Below are 18621 nucleotides of genomic sequence, written 5' to 3'. Positions count from 1 at the left end.
CTTATCCTCACGCCGCTTCGCCGACATAATCGCGATAGCCGCTCTTCTCGAGCTCGAGCGCGAGCTCCGGCCCGCCGGTCTTCTGAATCTTGCCCTTGGCCATCACATGCACAGTGTCCGGCTTGATGTAATCGAGCAGGCGCTGATAATGGGTGATGACGAGGAAGCTGCGGTTCGGCGAGCGCAGCGCGTTCACGCCTTCGGAGACGATGCGCAGCGCGTCGATGTCGAGGCCGGAGTCGGTCTCGTCGAGAATGCCGAATTTCGGCTGCAGCAGGCTCATCTGCAGAATGTCCATGCGCTTCTTCTCGCCGCCGGAGAAGCCGACGTTGAGCGCGCGCTTCAGCATGTCCATATTGATGCCGAGCTTTGTGGAAGCCTCGCGGATCAGCTTCATGAAGTCCGGAGTCTGCAGCTCTTCCTCGCCGCGCGAGCGGCGCTGCGCGTTTACGGCGGCCTTGAGGAAGGTCATCGTCGCGACGCCCGGAATCTCGACCGGATATTGGAAGGCGAGGAACACGCCCTTGGCGGCGCGCTCATGCGGCTCGAGGCCCAGAATATTCTCGCCGTCGAGCAGCACCTCGCCCTCGGTGACGTCATAGCCGTCGCGGCCGGAGATGACATAGGAGAGCGTGGATTTGCCGGTGCCGTTCGGCCCCATGATGGCCGCCACTTCGCCGTCCTTCACCGTGAGGTTCAGCCCGTCGAGAATTTTACGCTCGCCGATGGAGACGTGGAGATTCTTGATTTCGATCATGGTGTCGTCCTGTTGGCTGTTCGCTGTCGTGCGAGGGACGTTGCAATTCGGGGGCCGCTCTATTGGGGCCGTTTCGTCGCTCGCCTGCCTCGTAAAGAGGCGCTCAATAAACGCAGAGCGCCTCTTTGCTCATCGATACGTCAACCGACGCTGCCTTCGAGGCTCACTGCGATCAGTTTCTGCGCTTCCACTGCGAATTCCATGGGCAGCTTCTGCAGAACGTCGCGCACGAAACCATTGACGATGAGCGCCGTCGCCTCTTCTTCGGAGAGGCCGCGCTGCATGCAGTAGAACAGCTGGTCCTCGGAGATTTTCGACGTCGTCGCCTCATGCTCGAACACGGCGGAGGCGTTCTTCGACTCGAGGTAGGGCACCGTATGCGCGCCGCATTTGTCGCCGATGAGCAGGCTGTCGCAATTTGTGAAATTGCGCGCGCCTTCCGCCTTGCGATGCGCCGACACCTGTCCACGATAGGTGTTCTGCGAATGGCCTGCGGAGATGCCCTTGGAGATGATGCGGCTCTTGGTGTTCTTGCCGAGATGGATCATCTTCGTGCCGCTGTCGACCTGCTGATAGCCGTTCGACACTGCGATCGAATAGAACTCGCCTTGCGAATTGTCGCCGCGCAGAATGCAGGACGGATATTTCCACGTCACCGCGGAGCCCGTCTCCACCTGCGTCCAGGAGATATGCGAGTTCTTGCCGCGGCAATCGCCGCGCTTCGTCACGAAGTTGTAGATGCCGCCCTTGCCCTCGCTGTCGCCGGGATACCAGTTCTGCACCGTCGAATATTTGATCTCGGCGTCGTCGAGAGCGACGAGCTCGACCACGGCGGCGTGCAGCTGGTTCTCGTCGCGCTTGGGAGCCGTGCAGCCTTCGAGATAGCTGACATAGGAGCCGGCGTCGGCGATGATCAGCGTGCGCTCGAACTGTCCCGTGTTCTTCTCATTGATGCGGAAATAGGTCGACAACTCCATCGGGCAGCGTACGCCCGGCGGGATGTAGACGAAGGACCCGTCCGAGAAGACGGCGGAGTTCAGCGTGGCGTAGAAATTATCCGTCACCGGCACGACAGAACCGAGATATTTGCGGACGAGCTCGGGATGCTCGCGCACCGCTTCCGAGATCGGGCAGAAGATCACGCCGACCTTGGACAGCTCCTCGCGGAAGGTCGTCGCCACCGAGACCGAGTCGAACACCGCGTCCACAGCGACCTTGCGCTGCTCGACGCCGGCCAGCGCTTCCTGCTCGCGCAGCGGAATGCCGAGCTTCTCATAGGTGCGCAGCAGCTCCGGATCGACCTCGTCCAGCGACTTGGGTCCGGGCGTCGATTTCGGCGCGGAATAGTAATAGAGGTCCTGATAGTCGATCGCGGGATAGTCGACGCGAGCCCATTTGGGCTCCTCCATCGTCAGCCAGCGCCGATAGGCCTCGAGCCGCCACTCGGTCAGCCATTCGGGCTCGTTCTTCTTTGCCGAAATGAAGCGGACGATATCCTCGCTGAGACCCTTTGGGGCCTTTTCGGATTCGATATCGGTGGTGAAGCCGTATTTATATGCGTCGACGTCGATCTCTTCGACGCGCGCCACCGTCTCCTGGCGAGCCGCCATGTGTCCTCTCCTCGTCTCGACGGGTTCAAGGCCCGCCGGCCGAAATTAGAGCCGCCGGAGCCGCCCTTCAGGCGGCCGTCCGCCGCGCCCTGATCCTCTTTGCGACCCCTGCAAAAGCGATACCAAACAAATCTACATGCTCCTCGGTCGAACTCCAACCCAAGCTCGCCCTGAGCGCGGCCTTTTCCTCGAGGCCCATTGCGGCGAGCACATGGGACGCTTTCACCTTGCCCGAGGAGCAGGCCGATCCCGACGAGAGAGCCACGCCTTCGACATCGAGCGCCATCAGCAGAGTCTGCGTCTTCTGCCCCGGCGTCAGAAACGCCGAGGTATTGGCGAGCCTTGGGCCTTTCGCGCCGAGAAACATGGCTTCCGGCCAGATTTCTGCGACTTTCGCCTCCAGCCGATCGCGCAGCGCGCCGAGCCTCTCGGCCTCCGCAGCCATGCTTTTTTTTGCGACTGCGAAAGCCGCGGCGAAACCGGCGATGGCGGCCACATTCTCGGTGCCGGCGCGGCGTCCGCTCTCCTGTCCGCCGCCGCGCAAAAGCGCCTCTCTGATATGGATGCGCTCCTCCGCGAACGCCAGTGCCCCGGCGCCCATAGGTCCCCCGATCTTATGTGAGGAAAAGAACAATGCATCGACCCGCAGGGCCGCGAATGTGGTCTCCAGCCGGCCGACCGCCTGGGTGGCGTCGCAGATGAGGAGACCCCCTGCCGCATGGACGAGATCGGCCGCCGCGGCGACCGGCTGAATGGCGCCGGTCTCATTGTTGGCGGCCTGCAGGGCGAGCAGAATTCGTTTACCTTTGTTGCGCTGCAGCGTATCGGCCAGCGCATCGAGCGACAGGCCGCCCTCCGGGTCGAGCCCGATGGTCTCGGCGCGCTCGGCGGGGAAGCGATGGCCGGCGAGAACGGCCGGATGCTCGCCGGCGCCGAGGAGCAGCAGATCGATCTCCGCCGTAGTTTGGTCTCGTTGTAAGAAAGGCGTCAAAATCAGATTGGCGGCCTCGGTCGAGCCGGACGTGAAGACGACATTGCGTGATTTCGTCCCAAGTCCCGCGCCGATTTCACAGCGCGCCGCCTCGATCAGCGCGCGGGCGGCGCGGCCTTCGGCATGGATGGATGAGGGATTGCCGAGCGTCTCCAGCGCCGCGAGCATGGCGTCGCGCGCCTGCGGCCGCAGAGGCGTGGTGGCGTTATGGTCGAGATAGGCGCGGGGAGCGGACATATCGCGAAGCTAATCGTTCCGTGCGCGGAATGGGAGGGCCGGCAGCCGGCCCCAGAGCAATCCCCCGCCGGGCAGACGGCGGGAGAGGGCGACGAGCGCGGTCGTCCCCGCGACGATCGCCGCGGTCGCCGTCGCCGCGTCGAGATAGCCGGCGGCGAATTCCGGCAGCAGCGAGGTCGCGCGAAACGCCAATGTTTGCGTCAGATAGATTTCCAGCGTCATTCCGCCGAGGGAGACCATTGTCCACGCCGCCGCCGAATGTGCGATCCTGTCGTGTAGAGCGACCGCCGCTCGCAGAAAGGCCAGCGTCGCCGCGACGGAGACCGGCAGCATCAGCGCCAGTTGGCTGGCGACGCCTGGCCGCCAATAGGCGAAGCCATTGTTGTAGATATAAGTGTCCTGCGTCCAGAATAGCCATCCGACCGCGGCCGCCGCCCCGGCGGCGACGGCGATGCGGGGCGGGATGGAGCGGATCGTCACGCCGGCGCGCCCGGCGAGAAAGGCGATGAGATAGAAGGCGGCCGTGTAGCGAATGACCGAGCGTGGAAAATCGGGCAGCGGCGCCAGCAGCAGCGCGGCCGCGATCAGCAGCAGCGCCGCTCGCTCATAGGCGCCGAAGCGCGTCGCGGCGAAGGCTCCGGCGGAGCCGACGACGACAGCCCATAAGAACCAAAAGGAACCGAGAAAGTCCCTCCACACGTCCGAACGGACATGGGTCTCGAGGCCGACGTAGGCGCGCGCGAGGTTCGGCCAGGCCAAAATTCCCGCCCAGACCGCCATTGCGAGGAGCATAGGCAGCGTGCGGCGGAAGAGGAATTCGCGAAGACTCGTCGCGGCGTCGATCCTGCTCGCCGCGAGATAGCCGGAGACAGCGATGAAGGCCGGCATATGAAAGAGATAAATGGCCCTGAACAGCCCGTTTTCCCAATAGTCTTCCGTTCGCGCATGGACGATCCATTGGATCGAATGGCCGAAAACGACGAGGAGGATCAAAATTCCCTTGATGAAGTCGAGACCGAGATCTCGGCCGCCTTTGGTCGCCGCCTGCGATGTCTCCAGCGGAGCCGTTGCCTCGAGCGGAGCAGGACGCCGGACGATATCGACCAAGAAAACTCGTCCCTTCGCGAAACGTCTGCCGCCGCCGAGCTGAAGATCGGCGGCCGAGAATGCGCCACGACCCTTCAAAACTCTTGCATCTAGCGCCGTCACACATGCTAGAAGGCCCGCTCGGCCGAAAACGAGCCGCGGGTTCGGTGCGCGCCGGACGCGCGGACGCCCGGCAAAGGGCGCTCCGGCTGGAGCATAACGCATTTTCGGCGCTGGCGAAAACCGCCCGCCGAAAAAAGCGCGTTTTTCGCGCGGGGGAGACGAGGAACTTCATGCCCGAGGTCATTTTCACCGGCCCCGCCGGCCGGCTCGAAGGCCGCTTTCATCAATCGGCGCAGCGCGGCGCGCCGATCGCCATCGTGCTGCATCCGCATCCACAGTTCGGCGGCACGATGAACAATCAGATCGTCTACAACCTCTATTATGCTTTCGCCGAGCGCGGCTTTTCCGTCCTGCGCTTCAATTTTCGCGGCGTCGGCCGCAGCCAGGGCTCTTTCGATCATGGCGCGGGCGAGCTCTCCGACGCGGCCGCGGCGCTCGATTGGGCGCAGGCCGTCAATCCCGAGGCGCGCGCCTGCTGGATCGCCGGCGTCTCATTCGGCTCCTGGATCGGCATGCAATTGCTGATGCGCCGGCCGGAGATCGAGGGCTTCGTCTCGGTCGCGCCGCCGGCCAATCGCTTCGATTTCTCGTTTCTGGCGCCGTGCCCGTCCTCGGGCCTCTTCATTCATGGCGACATCGATCGCGTCGCGCCGCTGAAGGAAGTGACCGGCCTCATCGAGAAGCTGAAGACGCAGAAGGGCATCGTCATCGAGCATGCGGTTGTGCAGGGCGCCAACCACTTCTTCGAGAACCGCATCGAGCCGCTGATCGCTCATGTCGACGCCTATCTCGACAAGCGTCTCGGCAATCCGCCGCGCATCGCCATTCCTGCGCGGGGCGATTGAGCTCGAGCAGAATTCAGGCGCGGGGAGCGCGGCGCCGGGCGCCGCGCTTTTTTTATGCTCAGAATTTGGCGGCGATCGGCGCCGGTTTGAACCAGTCGAAATGATAGTTCAGCCCGGCGCGGGCGATATGGCCGTCGAAGCGCGTCGAGGATTGTGCGCCCGAGATTTGCGAGCCGAGCGCCGATGTGTAGGCGTAGACGGCGCCGGGCGTCGAGGCGGTTCCGAGGTCGTAATAGAGATATTCGACCTTGGCGCTCCATCGCGGCGCGAACAGCCATTCGAGGCCGCCGCCGACCGCATAGCCGATTCGAAGATCGGAATAGGAGTCGGATGCGACGATCGTCGGCGCGCCGAGATAGCTCGCGGAGAGATTGGTCTGGCCATAGGCGAGACCGCCCGTCGCATAGGCGAGAAGTGTCGGCGTGATGAGATAGCCGAGCCGCCCGCGCGCCGTGCCGATATAATCGATCCCGCGCGAGAGCGTGGTGTAGGCGGAGGCGCCGGTGAGCGTGGCGGCGGAGCCACTCGAGGCGAGGCCCTGAATATCGGCCTCCACGCCCCAGAGGAATTTGTCCGAGACCTGGGAATTATAGCCGATCTGGCCGCCGCCGATGAAGCCGGAGACATTGGCGTTGATCGAGGCGGGAAAATTGCCGATGAGCGCGCTGGCGCCGAGGCCGGCGGCGTCTGTATCCCAATAGGTTTGGGCGACAGTGTCGCTATTGGACCATGTATAGCCGGCGTTGAGACCGGCGTAGAAGCCGGTCCAGATCGGTGGCGGCGCGACCGGCGGGATGAAGGCGGGCGCGGATTTGGTGGAGGGAAGGTCGGCGGCCAGCGCCGGACCAAGAGTGCAGGCGAGCGCGAGCGCGCTCGCCACGACGATGGATTTCGTCATGGGGACAGGACCTCGGTTTCGATAGCGCTCCCGCCGTCCCCACGATCCGCTGAGACGGGGCCGGGGCGGGCCGGATGGCGGGGGCGGTCTCGAAAACGCGAGCCGCAAACCGGCGGGAGCGAGCTGAGGCTCTGCTCTATGCGGTCCGATCTCAAGTTAATTTTTCGCAATATTTGGGGCGAGGCGGGAATCTACTTGTTAACAAAATTTAATATTACAAATTTTTGGTAATGTGCTCAGAGCCTTCGCTCGACTCGCGCAGGCCCGGTTCCGAGTCAGGCGCTTTTCGCCAGCGCCGGCAAAATTCGAGTCGCGATCGCGGTCTCGTCTATGGGGCCGAGGATCGAGACATCGATCTTGGGGCCGGGCGCGACGACGAAGCTCGCCGGAACCCCGCGCGCGCCCAGCGCCCGCTGCAGAAAGGCGCGCTGGTCCTGCCCGACGGCGACGAAAGGATTGCCATGCTCGGCCAGAAAGCTGCGGGCATGGGCCGGATCGTCCTTCACATCGGCGCCGTAGATGGCGACGCCCTTTTGCGCCAGCGCCATCAAGAGGTGATGCTCGGCGCGGCAGCTGGGGCAATAGGAGGCCCAGAGATAGAGGAGCGAGCGCTTGCCTGCGAGATCGCCGGCGCCGAAGCCCGGCATGGGACGTCCGTCCGCGAAGGTCAGCCCCGGCGTCGGCGGCAGATCGAAGGCCTCGATCGACATTGTGTTGAAGAAGCGGGCGGAGAGGTCCTTGCGCTTCCAGACCTGCTCGACGACCGCCGCTCCGACGCCGGCCGAGACCGCCCCGAGCGCGCCGAGCAGAAGATTGCGCCGGCTCGGCCAAGCGTGGGCGTCCTCGTCACGCTGAATCGTCTCGGTCACGCTTCCTCCTTCTCGCGTCGCGCATTTGAAGACGAAACCCTCAATGCGGAATGAAAGAGGCGGCGAAAGCTAGAGCGATCTCTTCGCTCAGCCGATGGCGCGGCGGCCGCGCTGCGCGGCGGTGATCTCGCCGCCCTTGGTCGGCGCGCTCACCCCGGTGGTTCCGGGGAAGGTCAGCGGCAGGCCTTTCAGCACACGCACAGCGAGAAAGGCGAAAGCCTGCGCCTCTATGGCGTCGCCCATCCAGCCGACCTCCGCCGCCGTGGCGACCGGGCAGGGGAGGCGGTCGGCGAGCGCGCGCATCAGCGTCGGATTATGCGCGCCGCCGCCGCAGACGATCGCGCGGCGCGGCGCCGAGGGCGTCTGCGAAAAGGCGAGGGCGAGGGAGGCCGCGGTGAAGGCGGTGAGCGTCGCGGCCGCGTCCTCCAGCGAAAGCTCATCTGTCGCACGAAATGAAAAATCATTTCGGTCTAAAGACTTCGGCGGCAGTTTCTGAAAATATGGATGACTCAGCATGGATTGCAGAATCGCCTCGTCGACGCGGCCCTCGGCGGCGGTCGCGCCGTCGCGGTCGACCGGCGAGCCGGTGCGGGCGAGCATCAGATCGTCGATCAGCGCATTGCCGGGACCTGTGTCGAAGGCGAGGGGCTCGGCGTCGCCATCGACGAAAGTGACATTACCGACGCCGCCTATATTGATGACGGCGACCGGCCCCTCGATCCCGCTGGATGCAACCAGAGCGCGATGATAGGCCGGCACGAGCGGCGCGCCCTCGCCGCCGGCGGCGACATCGGCGCCGCGAAAATCATAGGCGACATCGACGCCGAGCCGCTCGGCCAGCGCCGGCGCGTCGCCGATCTGGACGGTGAGCCGGCTCTGTGGCCGATGCAGCACGGTCTGCCCGTGAAACCCCAAAATGTCGACGCTCGCCGGATCGAGCCTCTCGGCGCGCAAAAAGGCTTCGACCGCCTGAGCGTGGCGCTCGGTGATGAGGCGCTCGGCCGCCCCGACCGCCCCGGGCCGAGCGGCGCGGTCCGCGAGGCGCGTCGCCTCGGCGAGGGCCGAGCGAAGCAGCTCGCGATCTGCATCCGAATAAGGGAAGAAGCCGGTCGGGCCGAAGGCGAGCCGTGCTTCGCCGTCGGTATCGAGCAGCGCGACGTCCACGCCGTCCATGGAAGTGCCGGACATGAGGCCGATGGCGCGAAAGAGGGTCATGTTGCGTCTCCTGCCTGCGCATATTCGGGCGACTCGTGCGCCGAGCCGGATTTTCTTGCCAGAGCGATGCAAATCGCTCAAGTGTGGCGCGTCTTTCTCACCTTGGGCGGCGCCCGCCATGAAACAACGCCTGCATCACGCCGCGCCGTCGACTCTCCGTCGCTTCCTTGCGAGCGAGGCGGCGGGCGGCGTCGTGCTGATGGCGAGCGCTGCAGTGGCGCTCGCGCTCGCCAACTCGCCTTTTGCCGAATCCTATCACAGCCTGCTGGAGACTCCGATCTCCGGCCATTCGCTGCTGCATTGGATCAATGACGGGCTGATGGCGGTGTTTTTCCTGCTGGTCGGCCTCGAGATCAAGCGCGAGCTGCTCGACGGCCATTTGCGCCATTGGTCCGCCCGCGTGCTGCCCGGCGTGGGGGCGCTCGGAGGCATGGCCGCGCCGGCGCTGATCTACGCCTATTTCAACGCCGACTCCCCGGCGGCGCGCGGCTGGGCGATTCCTTCGGCGACCGACATCGCCTTCGCGCTCGGCGTGCTGGCGCTGCTGGGGGACCGCGTGCCCGGCGCGTTGAAAGTCTTTCTCACTGCGCTCGCCATTCTCGACGATCTCGGCGCCATCGTCATCATAGCGGTGTTCTACGCCGGCGATCCGTCGGCTCCTGCCATGCTGGGCGCGGGCGTGACCTTGTTCCTGCTGCTCGGCCTCAATCTCTTCGAGGTCACGATTCTCGCGCCTTATCTCCTGCTCGGCGTGGCGCTCTGGCATTTCGTGCAGCTCAGCGGCGTCCATGCGACGCTCGCCGGCGTGCTGCTGGCGGCCATGATTCCGCTGCGCCTCTCCGGGCCGGACCCGGAGGAGCATACGCCGCTGCACCGGCTCGAGAATGCGCTCGGGCCGTTCGTCGCCTTTATCGTGCTGCCGCTGTTCGGCTTCGCCAATGCGGGGGTGGCGCTCGGCGGCGGCGATCTCGGGGCGGCCGGCGCGCCCATTCTTCTGGGCGTCGCGCTCGGCCTTTTTCTCGGCAAGCAGCTCGGAGTCTTCGTGGCCGTCGCCCTGGCGCTGGCGACGCGAATCGCCTCGCGGCCGCCCAAGACCGGCTGGGTCCAGCTCTATGGCGTGTCCGTGCTCTGCGGGGTCGGCTTCACCATGAGCCTCTTCATCGGCCAGATCGCCTTCGAGGCGGACGAGGCGGCGATGCGCGCCACCAAGATCGGCGTGTTGGCGGGCTCGGCCGCCTCTATTCTGCTGGGCTCGCTGGTTCTGTGGATCGCGTCGCGTCGGCGCGCCGAGCCGCTCGCGCATCCGCTGGCCGATTCGTGAAAAAGGGTTAAGCTCGGCCTTCGTTTCCTTTTCACGAGGCGCCGTTCTCATGGCCAATTTCAAGCTTCCGCTTTCGGGCGATGTCGCCCAGACCATCAACCCCTGGACCGCCGTTTTCAGCCCTTATGGCGGGCAATTCGGCCTCATCAACATAAATCTCGGGCGCTCGAGCGCGCCGCAGGTGGAAGAGGACGTGCTCGCCGACGTCGGCAGCTATGGCAAGCAGCTCGGCCGCATCGGCGACGCAATGGCCGTGCTGCTCGCGCATTTTCATCCGCAATGCGAGCTCACCGCGCAGGAGCGCGAGGCGATCGACGCGCTGAAGGCGATGCTGGAGGAGATCGATGCGATCAAGCGTCGGCATCATCGGACGGTAACGGCGCCGTGATGCGCGTGCGCCGGCCCAAACGCAACCTTGACAAGCGTTCCGAACCGGGTTGAACTCGAAATTATTGAATTCGAGAGAGTAGGATTTCCTATGGATCAACTTTTCCGAACATCCAACAGCCCCGAGGTCATCGAGCTCTATCGACTGATGCGCGAGCTGCTCGCGTTGCGCGATATGTTCGACGGCGCTTATGAGCGGGCCGTCTTATCCATGCTGCCGGAGACGACGCGCGCGCGTTTCGATCGCCTCGCGCAATCGGTCGACGATCACGCCAGCATCGCGCTGGTGCGGCCGATTCAGGACGATTCCTATGACGCGCTGGAATTGGTGTTCGACGAATATAAGCATGAGGTGGCGGAGAGCCTGCTGGCCGCCGCTCTCGCCGACACGGTCGCCGATCTGCCGGAGAAGCTCGGCGCTCTCGAGAAATCGCTGATGGTCGAGCGTCTCTAGGGCCTATCCGATCCAACGGCATTCTAACGTCGGAGCGATTCCGATCGATCGATACCGTTCGATCGGAAAATGCTCTAGCGGCCGAAAAGAGCGAGGGGAAGGGGGCTGGAGGCCTCGGAGGGAATCGAACCCCCGTACAAGGATTTGCAGTCCTCTGCGTAGCCACTCCGCCACGAGGCCCCGAACGTCGGCGCCGAAAGCTCGACGTCGACGTGAGAAGGCCGCTCATACAGGACTTGCCGGCGGACGGCAAGACTTTGCGCGAGAGACGGGAAGACTTCGCGCGGCGCGCGGCAAGAGCTCGGTGAATTTATCCTCAGCTCCGCGCGCCGCGGCGGATCACCAGCGGTTCGGAACGCAGCGGCCCCATTGATTGGGATGCGCGCCGGGGCCGCATCGGAATCCCGGACGCGGCCCATAGGCCGGGGGATGGTATCCGGGACGCGGACCATAGGCTGGCGGATAGTATCCGGGACGCGGGCCATAGACGGGCGGCGGCGGACGACGATGCGGCACGCAACGGCCCCAAGGATCTATGTGCCAGCCGGGGCCGCAGCGGCCGCCGATTTCATGCGTCAGCGGGGCGACGGCGCCCTCCTGCAGCGGCGCGAGCGGCATGGCCATGGCGGCCGGCGCGGTGAGGCCGGCGAACGCCAGAATGGCGACGAAAGCGAGCTTCAGCTTCATTTGTTTCCTCCTATTGGAATGCGAAGCGGGGACACGAGCATTGGCTAAAGCCAGTGAACCAGTCGTGAACGAATCACAGAATGAGCGCATTAACGCTTCGTTCATCGCGATGCTAAGGCTTTGTTCAACTCCGCGAGGCAAGCTGGAGCCTCGTCATTCCAGCGGAGCTCGCAGATGAGGTCGAATTTCACGCCGTTCACGCGCCTTTCGGCCGGCGGCCTGATGCTGGCGGCCGCAGCCGCCGATATCGGATGCGCCGCCGCCGAGCCGCGCCGCTCGCATGCGCTTCATGTGGCCGGAGCCATGCGAATCGAGGAGCTCGGCTCTCCCAATGGCAAAGGCTATGACGATATTATCGTGAAGCTCGCGCCGCTCGTCGCGGCGAAGCCGGAGAAGGAGGCGCGTCCGGCCGAGCGTCCTCCCGCTCCCGCGCTCGCCGCCGAGGCCCCCAAGGTCGCCGTCGCGGCTCCGCCCCCGGCCGAATCGGTGAAGCCGACGCCTGCACTGCCGGTCTTCCTGCGCGAGCCGCTTCCGGCCTTCGAGAATGCGCCAGTCGCCGATCTCGCCAAGGCGCCGGAGCAGGCTGTCGTCGCAACGTCGGCCGAGCCGGCCCCGATCGCGCCGCCCCAGGCTGAGAGCGCTCCGCAGGCGGCCGCGCCGACTGCCCAAATCGCGTCGCCTGCCGCGCCAGAGGCCGCCGCTGTCGAGGCGAAGGCGGAGGCCCCGGTCGAGCGAACCGCGACGCCCGAGGCCGAAGCCGACGCGCCGAAGGGCGAGGCGCCGGCGGCGGAAGCCGCTCCGGCTCCGAGCGCCGAGGCTATGCCGCCGGCCCAGGAGGAAAGCGAATCGCCGATGGCTCTCTGGCAGGCGCTGGTCGCCGCTGCCGCGCTCGCCGGCCTGCTCGTGACGAAATATCTGCGGCGCGGTCCCCCCGTCGCCAAGGCGGCCGAGCCGGGCGCGTCGAAAGCCGCCGCCCCGCAGGAGGGCGAAGCGGCGCCGGCGGGCCGTTTGGCCATTGCGCTCGCAGCCGCGCGCGCGAAATTCGAGCCGATCCTCGCCAAATTCGCCGCGCTGCGCGGCAAGAAGGCTGCGGAAACCGCGCCCCAGGCCGAAGCTGCACCGCAGGAAGCACCCAAGAAGGAAGCGCCCAAAAAGCCGAAGACGATGGATTGGACCGAGGTCGCGGCCGCTCTGCGCGCTCGTTTCGCCGGAGGCGGCAAGACTGCAGGAGGGCCGACTGCGGCGCAGTCCAATCGCGTGATCGCCCTGGTCGATTCGGAGGGCCGGGGGCGGGCGTCCGATTCCTGGGACTCGAACGAGGATGACGGGCTGGAACTGCTGGAGCCGGGCGACGCCAGCGCGCGGACGATCGTCATGAACGCGCGACGCAGGCTGCGCTCGGCGCAGAGCTGACGCCAGAATCCGAAAATGAATCGAAAGAGATTTGAAGAGCTTTTCTAAACCTGTGTTTCTTCGAGCAGAACTGCGGCGCGGCGCGCCGGGGCGAACTGGCGTCGCCGCCGAGAATCGCCTATAGAAAAACGGCGGTTTCGAGCGTCGCCGACGGCTGCCGCTAGGCTCGCCTCGGCGCGCTTCGCTCGAAACGTCCTGCGAGCGCGATCTCCACGTCCCGCCGCTCTCCCGAGCAGCGGACTCTGCAGCCGCCTCGCCTTCGTCGGCGAGACGGGACGACGACGAGAAGCGCTCTTTCCCAGAGCCGGCGCGACATTGCCGCGGCAGGATTTCGCCGCGGAGCGCGGGACGATCGAAGCGGATTGGCGAGCCATTGGCCGAGAACGACACAGACGACACAAAGCCTCCGACGCCCGGCTCAGACATTCGCCCGGTTTCGATCGCCGACGAGATGAAGCGCAGCTATCTCGATTACGCGATGAGCGTGATCGTGAGCCGCGCGCTGCCGGATGTTCGCGACGGTCTGAAACCCGTGCATCGGCGCATCATGTTCTCCATGCACGAGAACGGCCATACGCCCGATAAGTCGTACGTGAAATCGGCGCGCATCGTCGGCGACGTCATGGGTAAATATCACCCGCATGGCGACGCCGCGATCTATGACGCGCTGGTGCGCATGGCGCAGCCCTTTTCCATGCGGCTGCCGCTCATCGACGGGCAGGGCAATTTCGGCTCCGTCGACAATGATCCGCCGGCGGCCATGCGCTACACCGAGTCGCGGCTCGCCAAGCCGGCGCTGGCGCTGCTCGAGGATATCGACGAAGGCACAGTCGACTTCAAGCCGAACTATGACGACAAGGAGATGGAGCCGACCGTCCTTCCGGCGCGCTTCCCCAATCTCCTCGTCAATGGCGCCGGCGGCATCGCCGTCGGCATGGCGACGAATATTCCGCCGCATAATCTCGGCGAGGTGATCGACGCCGCCATAGCGCTAATCGACCGGCCGGATATGTCCGTCGCCGAGCTGATGGAGATCGTGCCCGGCCCGGACTTCCCGACGGCGGCGACGATTCTAGGGCGGGGCGGAATACGCAACGCCTATACGACCGGGCGCGGCTCGATCATCATGCGCGCCAAGGCCGAGGTCGAGACTTTGCGCAAGGAGCGCGAGGCGCTCATCTTCACCGAGATCCCCTATCAGGTGAACAAGGCGGCGCTGATCGAGCGCATCGCCGACCTCGTCCGCGAGAAGAAGCTCGAAGGCATCTCCGATCTGCGCGACGAATCCGACCGCGACGGCATGCGCATCGTCATCGAGCTGAAGCGCGACGCGGTGGCGGATGTGGTGCTCAACCAGCTCTGGCGCCATACCGCGCTACAGTCGAGCTTCCCCGTCAATATGATCGCGCTGAACGGCGGCCGGCCCGAGCTGCTGACGCTGAAGGACGTGCTGCTCGCCTTCGTCGACTTCCGCGAGAGCGTCGTCACCAGGCGCACCAAATTCCGCCTCGCCAAGGCGCGCGACGCGGCGCATTTGCAGGTCGGCCTCGCCATCGCCGTCGCCAATATCGACGAGGTGATCCGCCTCATCCGCACCTCGGCCGACGCCGCCGCCGCGCGCGAAGCGCTGATGGAGCGCGAGTGGCCCGCCAAGGACATGGCGCCGCTGGTCGCGCTGATCGCCGATCCGCGCCATGTGCTCACCGAGGATGGCGCGATCCGCCTTTCCGAGGCGCAGGCGCGCGCCATTCTGGAATTGCGCCTGCAGCGCCTCACCGCGCTCGGCCGCGACGAGATCGCCGAGGCGCTGAATAAGCTCGCCGCCGAGATCGCCGAATATCTTGAGATTTTGCGCTCGCGCGAAAGGCTGTTCGGGATCGTCAAGGACGAGATGATCGCGGTCAAGGAGGCCTATGCGACGCCTCGCCGCACGCAGATCGTCGATGGCGACGGTGACGTCGAGGACGAGGACCTCATCGCGAGAGAGGATATGGTCGTCACCGTCTCGCATGCCGGCTACATCAAGCGCGTGCCGCTCTCGACCTATCGCGCGCAGCGGCGCGGCGGCAAGGGCCGCTCGGGAATGCAGACGAAGGAGGAGGATTTCGTTCAGCGCCTCTTCGTCGCCTCGACGCATACGCCGGTGCTGTTCTTCTCCTCGCTCGGCCGCGCCTATAAGGAAAAGGTCTGGCGTCTGCCGCTGGCGGCGCCGCAGGCGCGCGGCAAGGCGTTGGTCAATCTTCTGCCGCTCGAGCAGGGTGAGCGCATCACCACCATCATGCCGCTGCCCGAGGACGAATCGAGCTGGGCGACGCTCGACGCCATATTCGCGACGACGGGCGGCACGGTGCGGCGCAACAAGCTCTCGGACTTCTCCGATGTGCGCCGCTCCGGCATCATCGCCATGAAGCTCGACGAAGGCGAGGCCATCGTCGATGTCGCCACAGCGGCGGAGCAGGAGGATATTCTGCTCACGACGCGCGAGGGGCAGTGCATTCGCTTCCCGGTCAGCGACGTGCGCGTGTTCCAGGGCCGCACCTCCATGGGCGTGCGCGGCATAGCGCTCGCTGGCGACGATCGCGTGATCTCAATGTCGATCCTGCGCCATTTCGAGGCCGTCGGCGACGAGCGCGCCGCCTATCTCAAGCGCGCCGCGGCGCAGCGCCGCAATGCGGGAGCGGAAGGCGTGGAGGAGGGCGCGGCGGAGACCGAGGAGGCCTCGACCGCGATCGAGCTGACCGAGGCGCGCTATCGCGAAATGGAGCAGGCCGAGCAGATCATCCTGACCGTCTCCGAGAACGGCTATGGCAAGCGCTCTTCGTCCTTCGAATATCGCATCACCGGACGCGGCGGCAAAGGCATTGTCGCCATGGCGGTAAACGCCCGCAATGGCAAGCTCGTCGCCTCCTTCCCCGTGGGGCGCGGCGACGAGATCATGCTGGTGACGGATGGCGGCCAGCTCATCCGCTGCCCGGTGGAAGGCATACGCATAGCGGGTCGCGGCACGCAGGGCGTCATCGTCTTCGACACGGCGGAGGGCGAGCGCGTCGTCTCGGTCGAGCATTTGGCCGACGCCGGCGAGGACGAGGCGGCCGGCGACGTGGCGTCCGGCGACGCAGGCGGCGAGACCGCCTGAGCCTTCGTCGCGGCCGAAAAGCGCGTTTCGCCGGGGGATTTTCGGCGAAACGCAATTTGTTTTCATGAATTGCTCTCGTCGCGCGCAACTGCGCCGCTTCGATAAACGCAACCCCACGTCAATGGCGCGCGCCTGCGCCTCGGGCTAGATTGTCGCAACGCCGAGATTGCCGAAGAAGGAGACCAACGCATGCTCACGATCTGGGGACGGCGCAACTCCTTCAATGTGCAGAAAGTCATGTGGCTCGTCGGCGAGCTCGCGCTCGATCACGCCCATGTGCCGCTCGGCGGCGCTTTCGGCGGGCTGGACGATCCACAATTTCGCGCGAAAAATCCGCATGGCCGCATTCCGGTCATCGACGACGAGGGCGTGGTGGTGTGGGAATCTCACGCCATATTGCGCTATCTCGCCGCGCGCCATGGCGGCGAGGCTTTTTGGCCGGCGGACGCGGCGACCCGTTCCTATCCCGATCGCTGGATGGATTGGGCGCAGACGACGCTGCAGCCGGCTTTCGTCGACGGCGTGTTCATGGGCTACTACCGCACGCCGGAGGAAAAGCGCGACTGGCCGGCGATCAATGCCGCCGTCGCGCGTTGCGCGCAACATTATCGATTTCTCGACAGCTGGCTGGCGGATCGTCCTTTCCTCGCCGGCGACGAGCCGACGCTCGCCGATATTCCCGCCGGGACGACGCTCTATCGCTATTTCTCGCTCGACATAGAGCGGCCGTCGCTCCCCAATGTCGAGACTTGGTATGCGCGGCTCTGCGAGCGGCCGGCCTATCGCCAGCATGTGATGGTGCCCTTCGACGATCTAAAGGGGTGACGCCCCGAATGGCGCTAGACGCGCTATTCCGCTAGTATGCTCCCATGAGCGCTCTGCCGAAGATGAAAATGACCGCCGAAGAGTTCGTGGTCTGGGCCGAAGGACAGCCCGGCCGTCACGAGCTCGTCGACGGCGAGGTTTTCGCTCAGGCCGCGGAGCGAATGGCCCATGCGAAGGCGAAGCTCGCGGCCGCTCGCGCTCTGCAGGACGCTGTGCGCCGCGCCGGCGCGCCGTGCCATGTGCTGCCGGACGGAATGGCCGTGCGTGTCGATGCGACGACCGTCTTCGAGCCCGATGCGCAGCTCTATTGCGGACCCGAGCTTCCGCCGGACACGCTTTTCGTCGAAGCGCCTCTCATCGTCGTCGAGGTGCTGTCACCCTCCACGGGACGCAATGACGCTCTCGGCAAGCTCGTCGGATATTTTCGTATCGCGAGCGTCGCGCATTATCTCATCGTCGATCCCGATTCGCCGCTGGTGATTCATCATCGTCGCGGGGAGGGGAGCGATATTCTGACGCGCGTCATTCATGACGGCGACATCACGCTCGATCCGCCCGGCCTCGTCTTTCCGCTCTCCGCGCTCTATGGCGAAGCGCGTTAGAGCGTGCTCTGTGCTCGCGCGCACGGCGACGAAGGCGCGCCGCGCCTAATCTCCTCTGCATCCGATCGCAATGATTTCAGGCGACGGTTTCAGATAGGAGATTGAAAATGTCCAAAGTGCTTTTCGTCGACACCAAGACCGAGCTCACCCTCGCGCCGGGCGCGACCGTTCATGGCTGGTGGAACAACGCCTCGCCCTTCAACGCGGTGTGGGACGCGCAGGCCATTCCCTTCGCCACCGGCAGCACGACGAGCGGCTTCGCGCAGGACACCTCGCTCGAGGTGACGCGCGTTTGGCGTCACTTCACGGTGACGGAGATCAAGCCGTTCCCGCAGTCGCAGACGGTCGAGACCAAGAACGAGACCGAGATTCATTACGAGGTCAAGAATATCGGCAATTCGGTCGCGAAATTCCATGTGGTGCTGAGCGCGATCTACGAGTGATCGCATCGGAGGCGCGAGCCGAAAGGCTCGCGCGATCCGTCAATCGCGAGCGATGAACACGGCGGCGCAGCCGACAATGTCGATCGCGACATTGCGGAAGCGTCGCTCGAGCGCATTGCGCAATTCGTCGAGATCATCGCTCCTATTCGAGAACACGCCCTTGCGATTGTAGAATTCCATCAGCCGCCGCGCCGCGCCGGAACGCTCGACGCCGCCTTGCAGCAAGGTCGAGCCAAAAAAGACGGCGCCGTCATTCGTCAGCGGCTTCAGATGGTCGAAAACGACCGCCTTTTCCGCTATCGCGCTCGGCAGGCAATGCAGCAGATAATTGACGCCGACCGAGTCGAATTTCGGCGCGTCGAAAGTGATCGGCTCCAGCACATTGCGGCGATAGCTCTCCGGCGAATAGCGCGCGATGCGGGCCGCCGCGAAGCGCAGCGCATCCGCGTTCAAATCCATCAGCGCGACGCGCGGCGCAGCGGCGGGAAAGCGGCAATGGTCGAGGTAATATCCCGTGCCGACGCCGACATCGAGATGATTGCCCGACACATGCGCGTCATAGAGCGCGCGTAGGCGCGGCGTCGGACATTTCCAGATGAAGCGGTTGGAGAGGCCGAGCACCAGCAGATCGTAGAGCCGCAGAACCGCGGGCGTGTAGACCGCTTGGCCGGCGGCGATCTCTTCGGGACTGGCGGTCATCTTCGTTACGTCCTATTGCTCGA

At 65.2% G+C, this 18621-nt stretch carries 18 protein-coding genes and 1 tRNA gene; 9 read left to right on the top strand and 10 right to left on the bottom strand.

Features of this window, described 5'->3' with window-relative positions:
• Positions 1 to 7: 7 nt before the first annotated feature.
• The 4 genes from sufC to METLW3_RS0111465 form a co-directional block, all read right to left on the bottom strand.
• Positions 8 to 757 carry a Fe-S cluster assembly ATPase SufC gene (sufC, locus tag METLW3_RS0111480; RefSeq protein ID WP_024880057.1) on the bottom strand — a complete coding sequence of 250 codons (750 nt, stop codon included), beginning with the start codon at positions 755 to 757 and terminating at the stop codon, positions 8 to 10.
• A 140-nt stretch (positions 758 to 897) separates the two neighbouring features.
• A complete protein-coding gene (gene sufB / locus METLW3_RS0111475; RefSeq protein WP_024880056.1) occupies positions 898 to 2367 on the bottom strand; it encodes a Fe-S cluster assembly protein SufB in 1470 nt (489 codons plus the stop codon).
• Between the two features lie 67 nt (positions 2368 to 2434).
• Positions 2435 to 3595: a cysteine desulfurase family protein gene (locus METLW3_RS0111470; protein WP_024880055.1), complete on the bottom strand. Its 1161-nt coding sequence runs from the start codon at positions 3593 to 3595 to the stop codon at positions 2435 to 2437.
• 9 nt (positions 3596 to 3604) lie between these two features.
• Complete coding sequence (locus METLW3_RS0111465; RefSeq protein ID WP_198022765.1) at positions 3605 to 4702, bottom strand: acyltransferase family protein; 1098 nt, start codon at positions 4700 to 4702, stop codon at positions 3605 to 3607.
• A gap of 272 nt (positions 4703 to 4974) precedes the next feature.
• Here METLW3_RS0111465 and METLW3_RS0111460 point away from each other — a divergent pair, with 272 nt between their 5' ends.
• Positions 4975 to 5649 (top strand): alpha/beta hydrolase, encoded by a 675-nt coding sequence (locus METLW3_RS0111460; protein WP_024880053.1) that lies wholly within the window; start codon positions 4975 to 4977, stop codon positions 5647 to 5649.
• A gap of 58 nt (positions 5650 to 5707) precedes the next feature.
• Here METLW3_RS0111460 and METLW3_RS0111455 read toward each other — a convergent pair whose 3' ends face one another.
• The 3 genes from METLW3_RS0111455 to METLW3_RS0111445 form a co-directional block, all read right to left on the bottom strand.
• Complete coding sequence (locus tag METLW3_RS0111455; RefSeq protein WP_024880052.1) at positions 5708 to 6547, bottom strand: outer membrane beta-barrel protein; 840 nt, start codon at positions 6545 to 6547, stop codon at positions 5708 to 5710.
• A gap of 275 nt (positions 6548 to 6822) precedes the next feature.
• Positions 6823 to 7416 (bottom strand): redoxin family protein, encoded by a 594-nt coding sequence (locus METLW3_RS0111450; RefSeq protein ID WP_024880051.1) that lies wholly within the window; start codon positions 7414 to 7416, stop codon positions 6823 to 6825.
• Between the two features lie 87 nt (positions 7417 to 7503).
• Positions 7504 to 8631, bottom strand: a complete 1128-nt coding sequence (locus tag METLW3_RS0111445) for an anhydro-N-acetylmuramic acid kinase (RefSeq protein WP_024880050.1) — start codon at positions 8629 to 8631, stop codon at positions 7504 to 7506.
• Between the two features lie 118 nt (positions 8632 to 8749).
• Between METLW3_RS0111445 and nhaA the strand changes: the two genes are divergently transcribed.
• The 3 genes from nhaA to METLW3_RS0111430 all read left to right on the top strand — a co-directional run bounded on the left by nhaA (position 8750) and on the right by METLW3_RS0111430 (position 10793).
• Positions 8750 to 9952 (top strand): Na+/H+ antiporter NhaA, encoded by a 1203-nt coding sequence (gene nhaA, locus METLW3_RS0111440; RefSeq protein ID WP_024880049.1) that lies wholly within the window; start codon positions 8750 to 8752, stop codon positions 9950 to 9952.
• Positions 9953 to 10001: 49 nt separating this feature from the next.
• Positions 10002 to 10340: a hypothetical protein gene (locus METLW3_RS0111435; RefSeq protein WP_024880048.1), complete on the top strand. Its 339-nt coding sequence runs from the start codon at positions 10002 to 10004 to the stop codon at positions 10338 to 10340.
• Between the two features lie 90 nt (positions 10341 to 10430).
• On the top strand, positions 10431 to 10793 hold the full coding sequence (locus METLW3_RS0111430; RefSeq protein WP_024880047.1) for a hypothetical protein: 363 nt from the start codon (positions 10431 to 10433) through the stop codon (positions 10791 to 10793).
• Between the two features lie 106 nt (positions 10794 to 10899).
• Here METLW3_RS0111430 and METLW3_RS0111425 read toward each other — a convergent pair.
• Positions 10900 to 10973 (bottom strand) — tRNA-Cys (locus METLW3_RS0111425).
• A gap of 159 nt (positions 10974 to 11132) precedes the next feature.
• Positions 11133 to 11480 carry a hypothetical protein gene (locus METLW3_RS0111420; protein ID WP_024880046.1) on the bottom strand — a complete coding sequence of 116 codons (348 nt, stop codon included), beginning with the start codon at positions 11478 to 11480 and terminating at the stop codon, positions 11133 to 11135.
• 174 nt (positions 11481 to 11654) lie between these two features.
• On the opposite strand from METLW3_RS0111420, the gene METLW3_RS26845 reads away from it, so the two are divergent.
• The 5 genes from METLW3_RS26845 (at position 11655) to METLW3_RS0111395 (ending at position 17899) form a co-directional block, all read left to right on the top strand.
• Positions 11655 to 12893 carry a hypothetical protein gene (locus METLW3_RS26845; RefSeq protein ID WP_024880045.1) on the top strand — a complete coding sequence of 413 codons (1239 nt, stop codon included), beginning with the start codon at positions 11655 to 11657 and terminating at the stop codon, positions 12891 to 12893.
• A gap of 373 nt (positions 12894 to 13266) precedes the next feature.
• Positions 13267 to 16029, top strand: a complete 2763-nt coding sequence (gene gyrA / locus METLW3_RS0111410; protein ID WP_024880044.1) for a DNA gyrase subunit A — start codon at positions 13267 to 13269, stop codon at positions 16027 to 16029.
• 189 nt (positions 16030 to 16218) lie between these two features.
• Positions 16219 to 16854, top strand: a complete 636-nt coding sequence (locus METLW3_RS0111405) for a glutathione S-transferase (protein ID WP_024880043.1) — start codon at positions 16219 to 16221, stop codon at positions 16852 to 16854.
• 44 nt (positions 16855 to 16898) lie between these two features.
• Positions 16899 to 17456 carry a Uma2 family endonuclease gene (locus METLW3_RS0111400; protein WP_024880042.1) on the top strand — a complete coding sequence of 186 codons (558 nt, stop codon included), beginning with the start codon at positions 16899 to 16901 and terminating at the stop codon, positions 17454 to 17456.
• A 107-nt stretch (positions 17457 to 17563) separates the two neighbouring features.
• Entirely contained in the window at positions 17564 to 17899 is a 336-nt protein-coding gene (locus METLW3_RS0111395) for a hypothetical protein (RefSeq protein WP_024880041.1), read from the top strand.
• Positions 17900 to 17938: 39 nt separating this feature from the next.
• On the opposite strand, the gene METLW3_RS0111390 is transcribed toward METLW3_RS0111395, so the two are convergent.
• Positions 17939 to 18598, bottom strand: a complete 660-nt coding sequence (locus tag METLW3_RS0111390) for a class I SAM-dependent methyltransferase (RefSeq protein ID WP_024880040.1) — start codon at positions 18596 to 18598, stop codon at positions 17939 to 17941.
• Positions 18599 to 18621 lie beyond the last annotated feature (23 nt).

It is taken from the genome of Methylosinus sp. LW3 (assembly GCF_000527115.1).
Classification (GTDB): domain Bacteria; phylum Pseudomonadota; class Alphaproteobacteria; order Rhizobiales; family Beijerinckiaceae; genus Methylosinus.
The sequence above is the reverse complement of the archived record's forward strand: the minus strand, read 5'-3'. Positions and strand labels throughout refer to the sequence as shown.

Coding starts and splice junctions, on each gene's coding strand:
- METLW3_RS0111435 (WP_024880048.1), top strand. CDS start 10,002: ATGGCCAATTTCAAGCTTCCGCTTTCGGGCGATGTCGCCCAGACCATC.
- METLW3_RS0111460 (WP_024880053.1), top strand. CDS start 4,975: ATGCCCGAGGTCATTTTCACCGGCCCCGCCGGCCGGCTCGAAGGCCGC.
- sufB (WP_024880056.1), bottom strand. CDS start 2,367: ATGGCGGCTCGCCAGGAGACGGTGGCGCGCGTCGAAGAGATCGACGTC.
- sufC (WP_024880057.1), bottom strand. CDS start 757: ATGATCGAAATCAAGAATCTCCACGTCTCCATCGGCGAGCGTAAAATT.
- METLW3_RS0111430 (WP_024880047.1), top strand. CDS start 10,431: ATGGATCAACTTTTCCGAACATCCAACAGCCCCGAGGTCATCGAGCTC.
- METLW3_RS0111455 (WP_024880052.1), bottom strand. CDS start 6,547: ATGACGAAATCCATCGTCGTGGCGAGCGCGCTCGCGCTCGCCTGCACT.
- METLW3_RS26845 (WP_024880045.1), top strand. CDS start 11,655: ATGAGGTCGAATTTCACGCCGTTCACGCGCCTTTCGGCCGGCGGCCTG.
- METLW3_RS0111405 (WP_024880043.1), top strand. CDS start 16,219: ATGCTCACGATCTGGGGACGGCGCAACTCCTTCAATGTGCAGAAAGTC.
- METLW3_RS0111390 (WP_024880040.1), bottom strand. CDS start 18,598: ATGACCGCCAGTCCCGAAGAGATCGCCGCCGGCCAAGCGGTCTACACG.
- METLW3_RS0111420 (WP_024880046.1), bottom strand. CDS start 11,480: ATGAAGCTGAAGCTCGCTTTCGTCGCCATTCTGGCGTTCGCCGGCCTC.
- METLW3_RS0111470 (WP_024880055.1), bottom strand. CDS start 3,595: ATGTCCGCTCCCCGCGCCTATCTCGACCATAACGCCACCACGCCTCTG.
- METLW3_RS0111445 (WP_024880050.1), bottom strand. CDS start 8,631: ATGACCCTCTTTCGCGCCATCGGCCTCATGTCCGGCACTTCCATGGAC.
- nhaA (WP_024880049.1), top strand. CDS start 8,750: ATGAAACAACGCCTGCATCACGCCGCGCCGTCGACTCTCCGTCGCTTC.
- METLW3_RS0111395 (WP_024880041.1), top strand. CDS start 17,564: ATGTCCAAAGTGCTTTTCGTCGACACCAAGACCGAGCTCACCCTCGCG.
- METLW3_RS0111400 (WP_024880042.1), top strand. CDS start 16,899: ATGAGCGCTCTGCCGAAGATGAAAATGACCGCCGAAGAGTTCGTGGTC.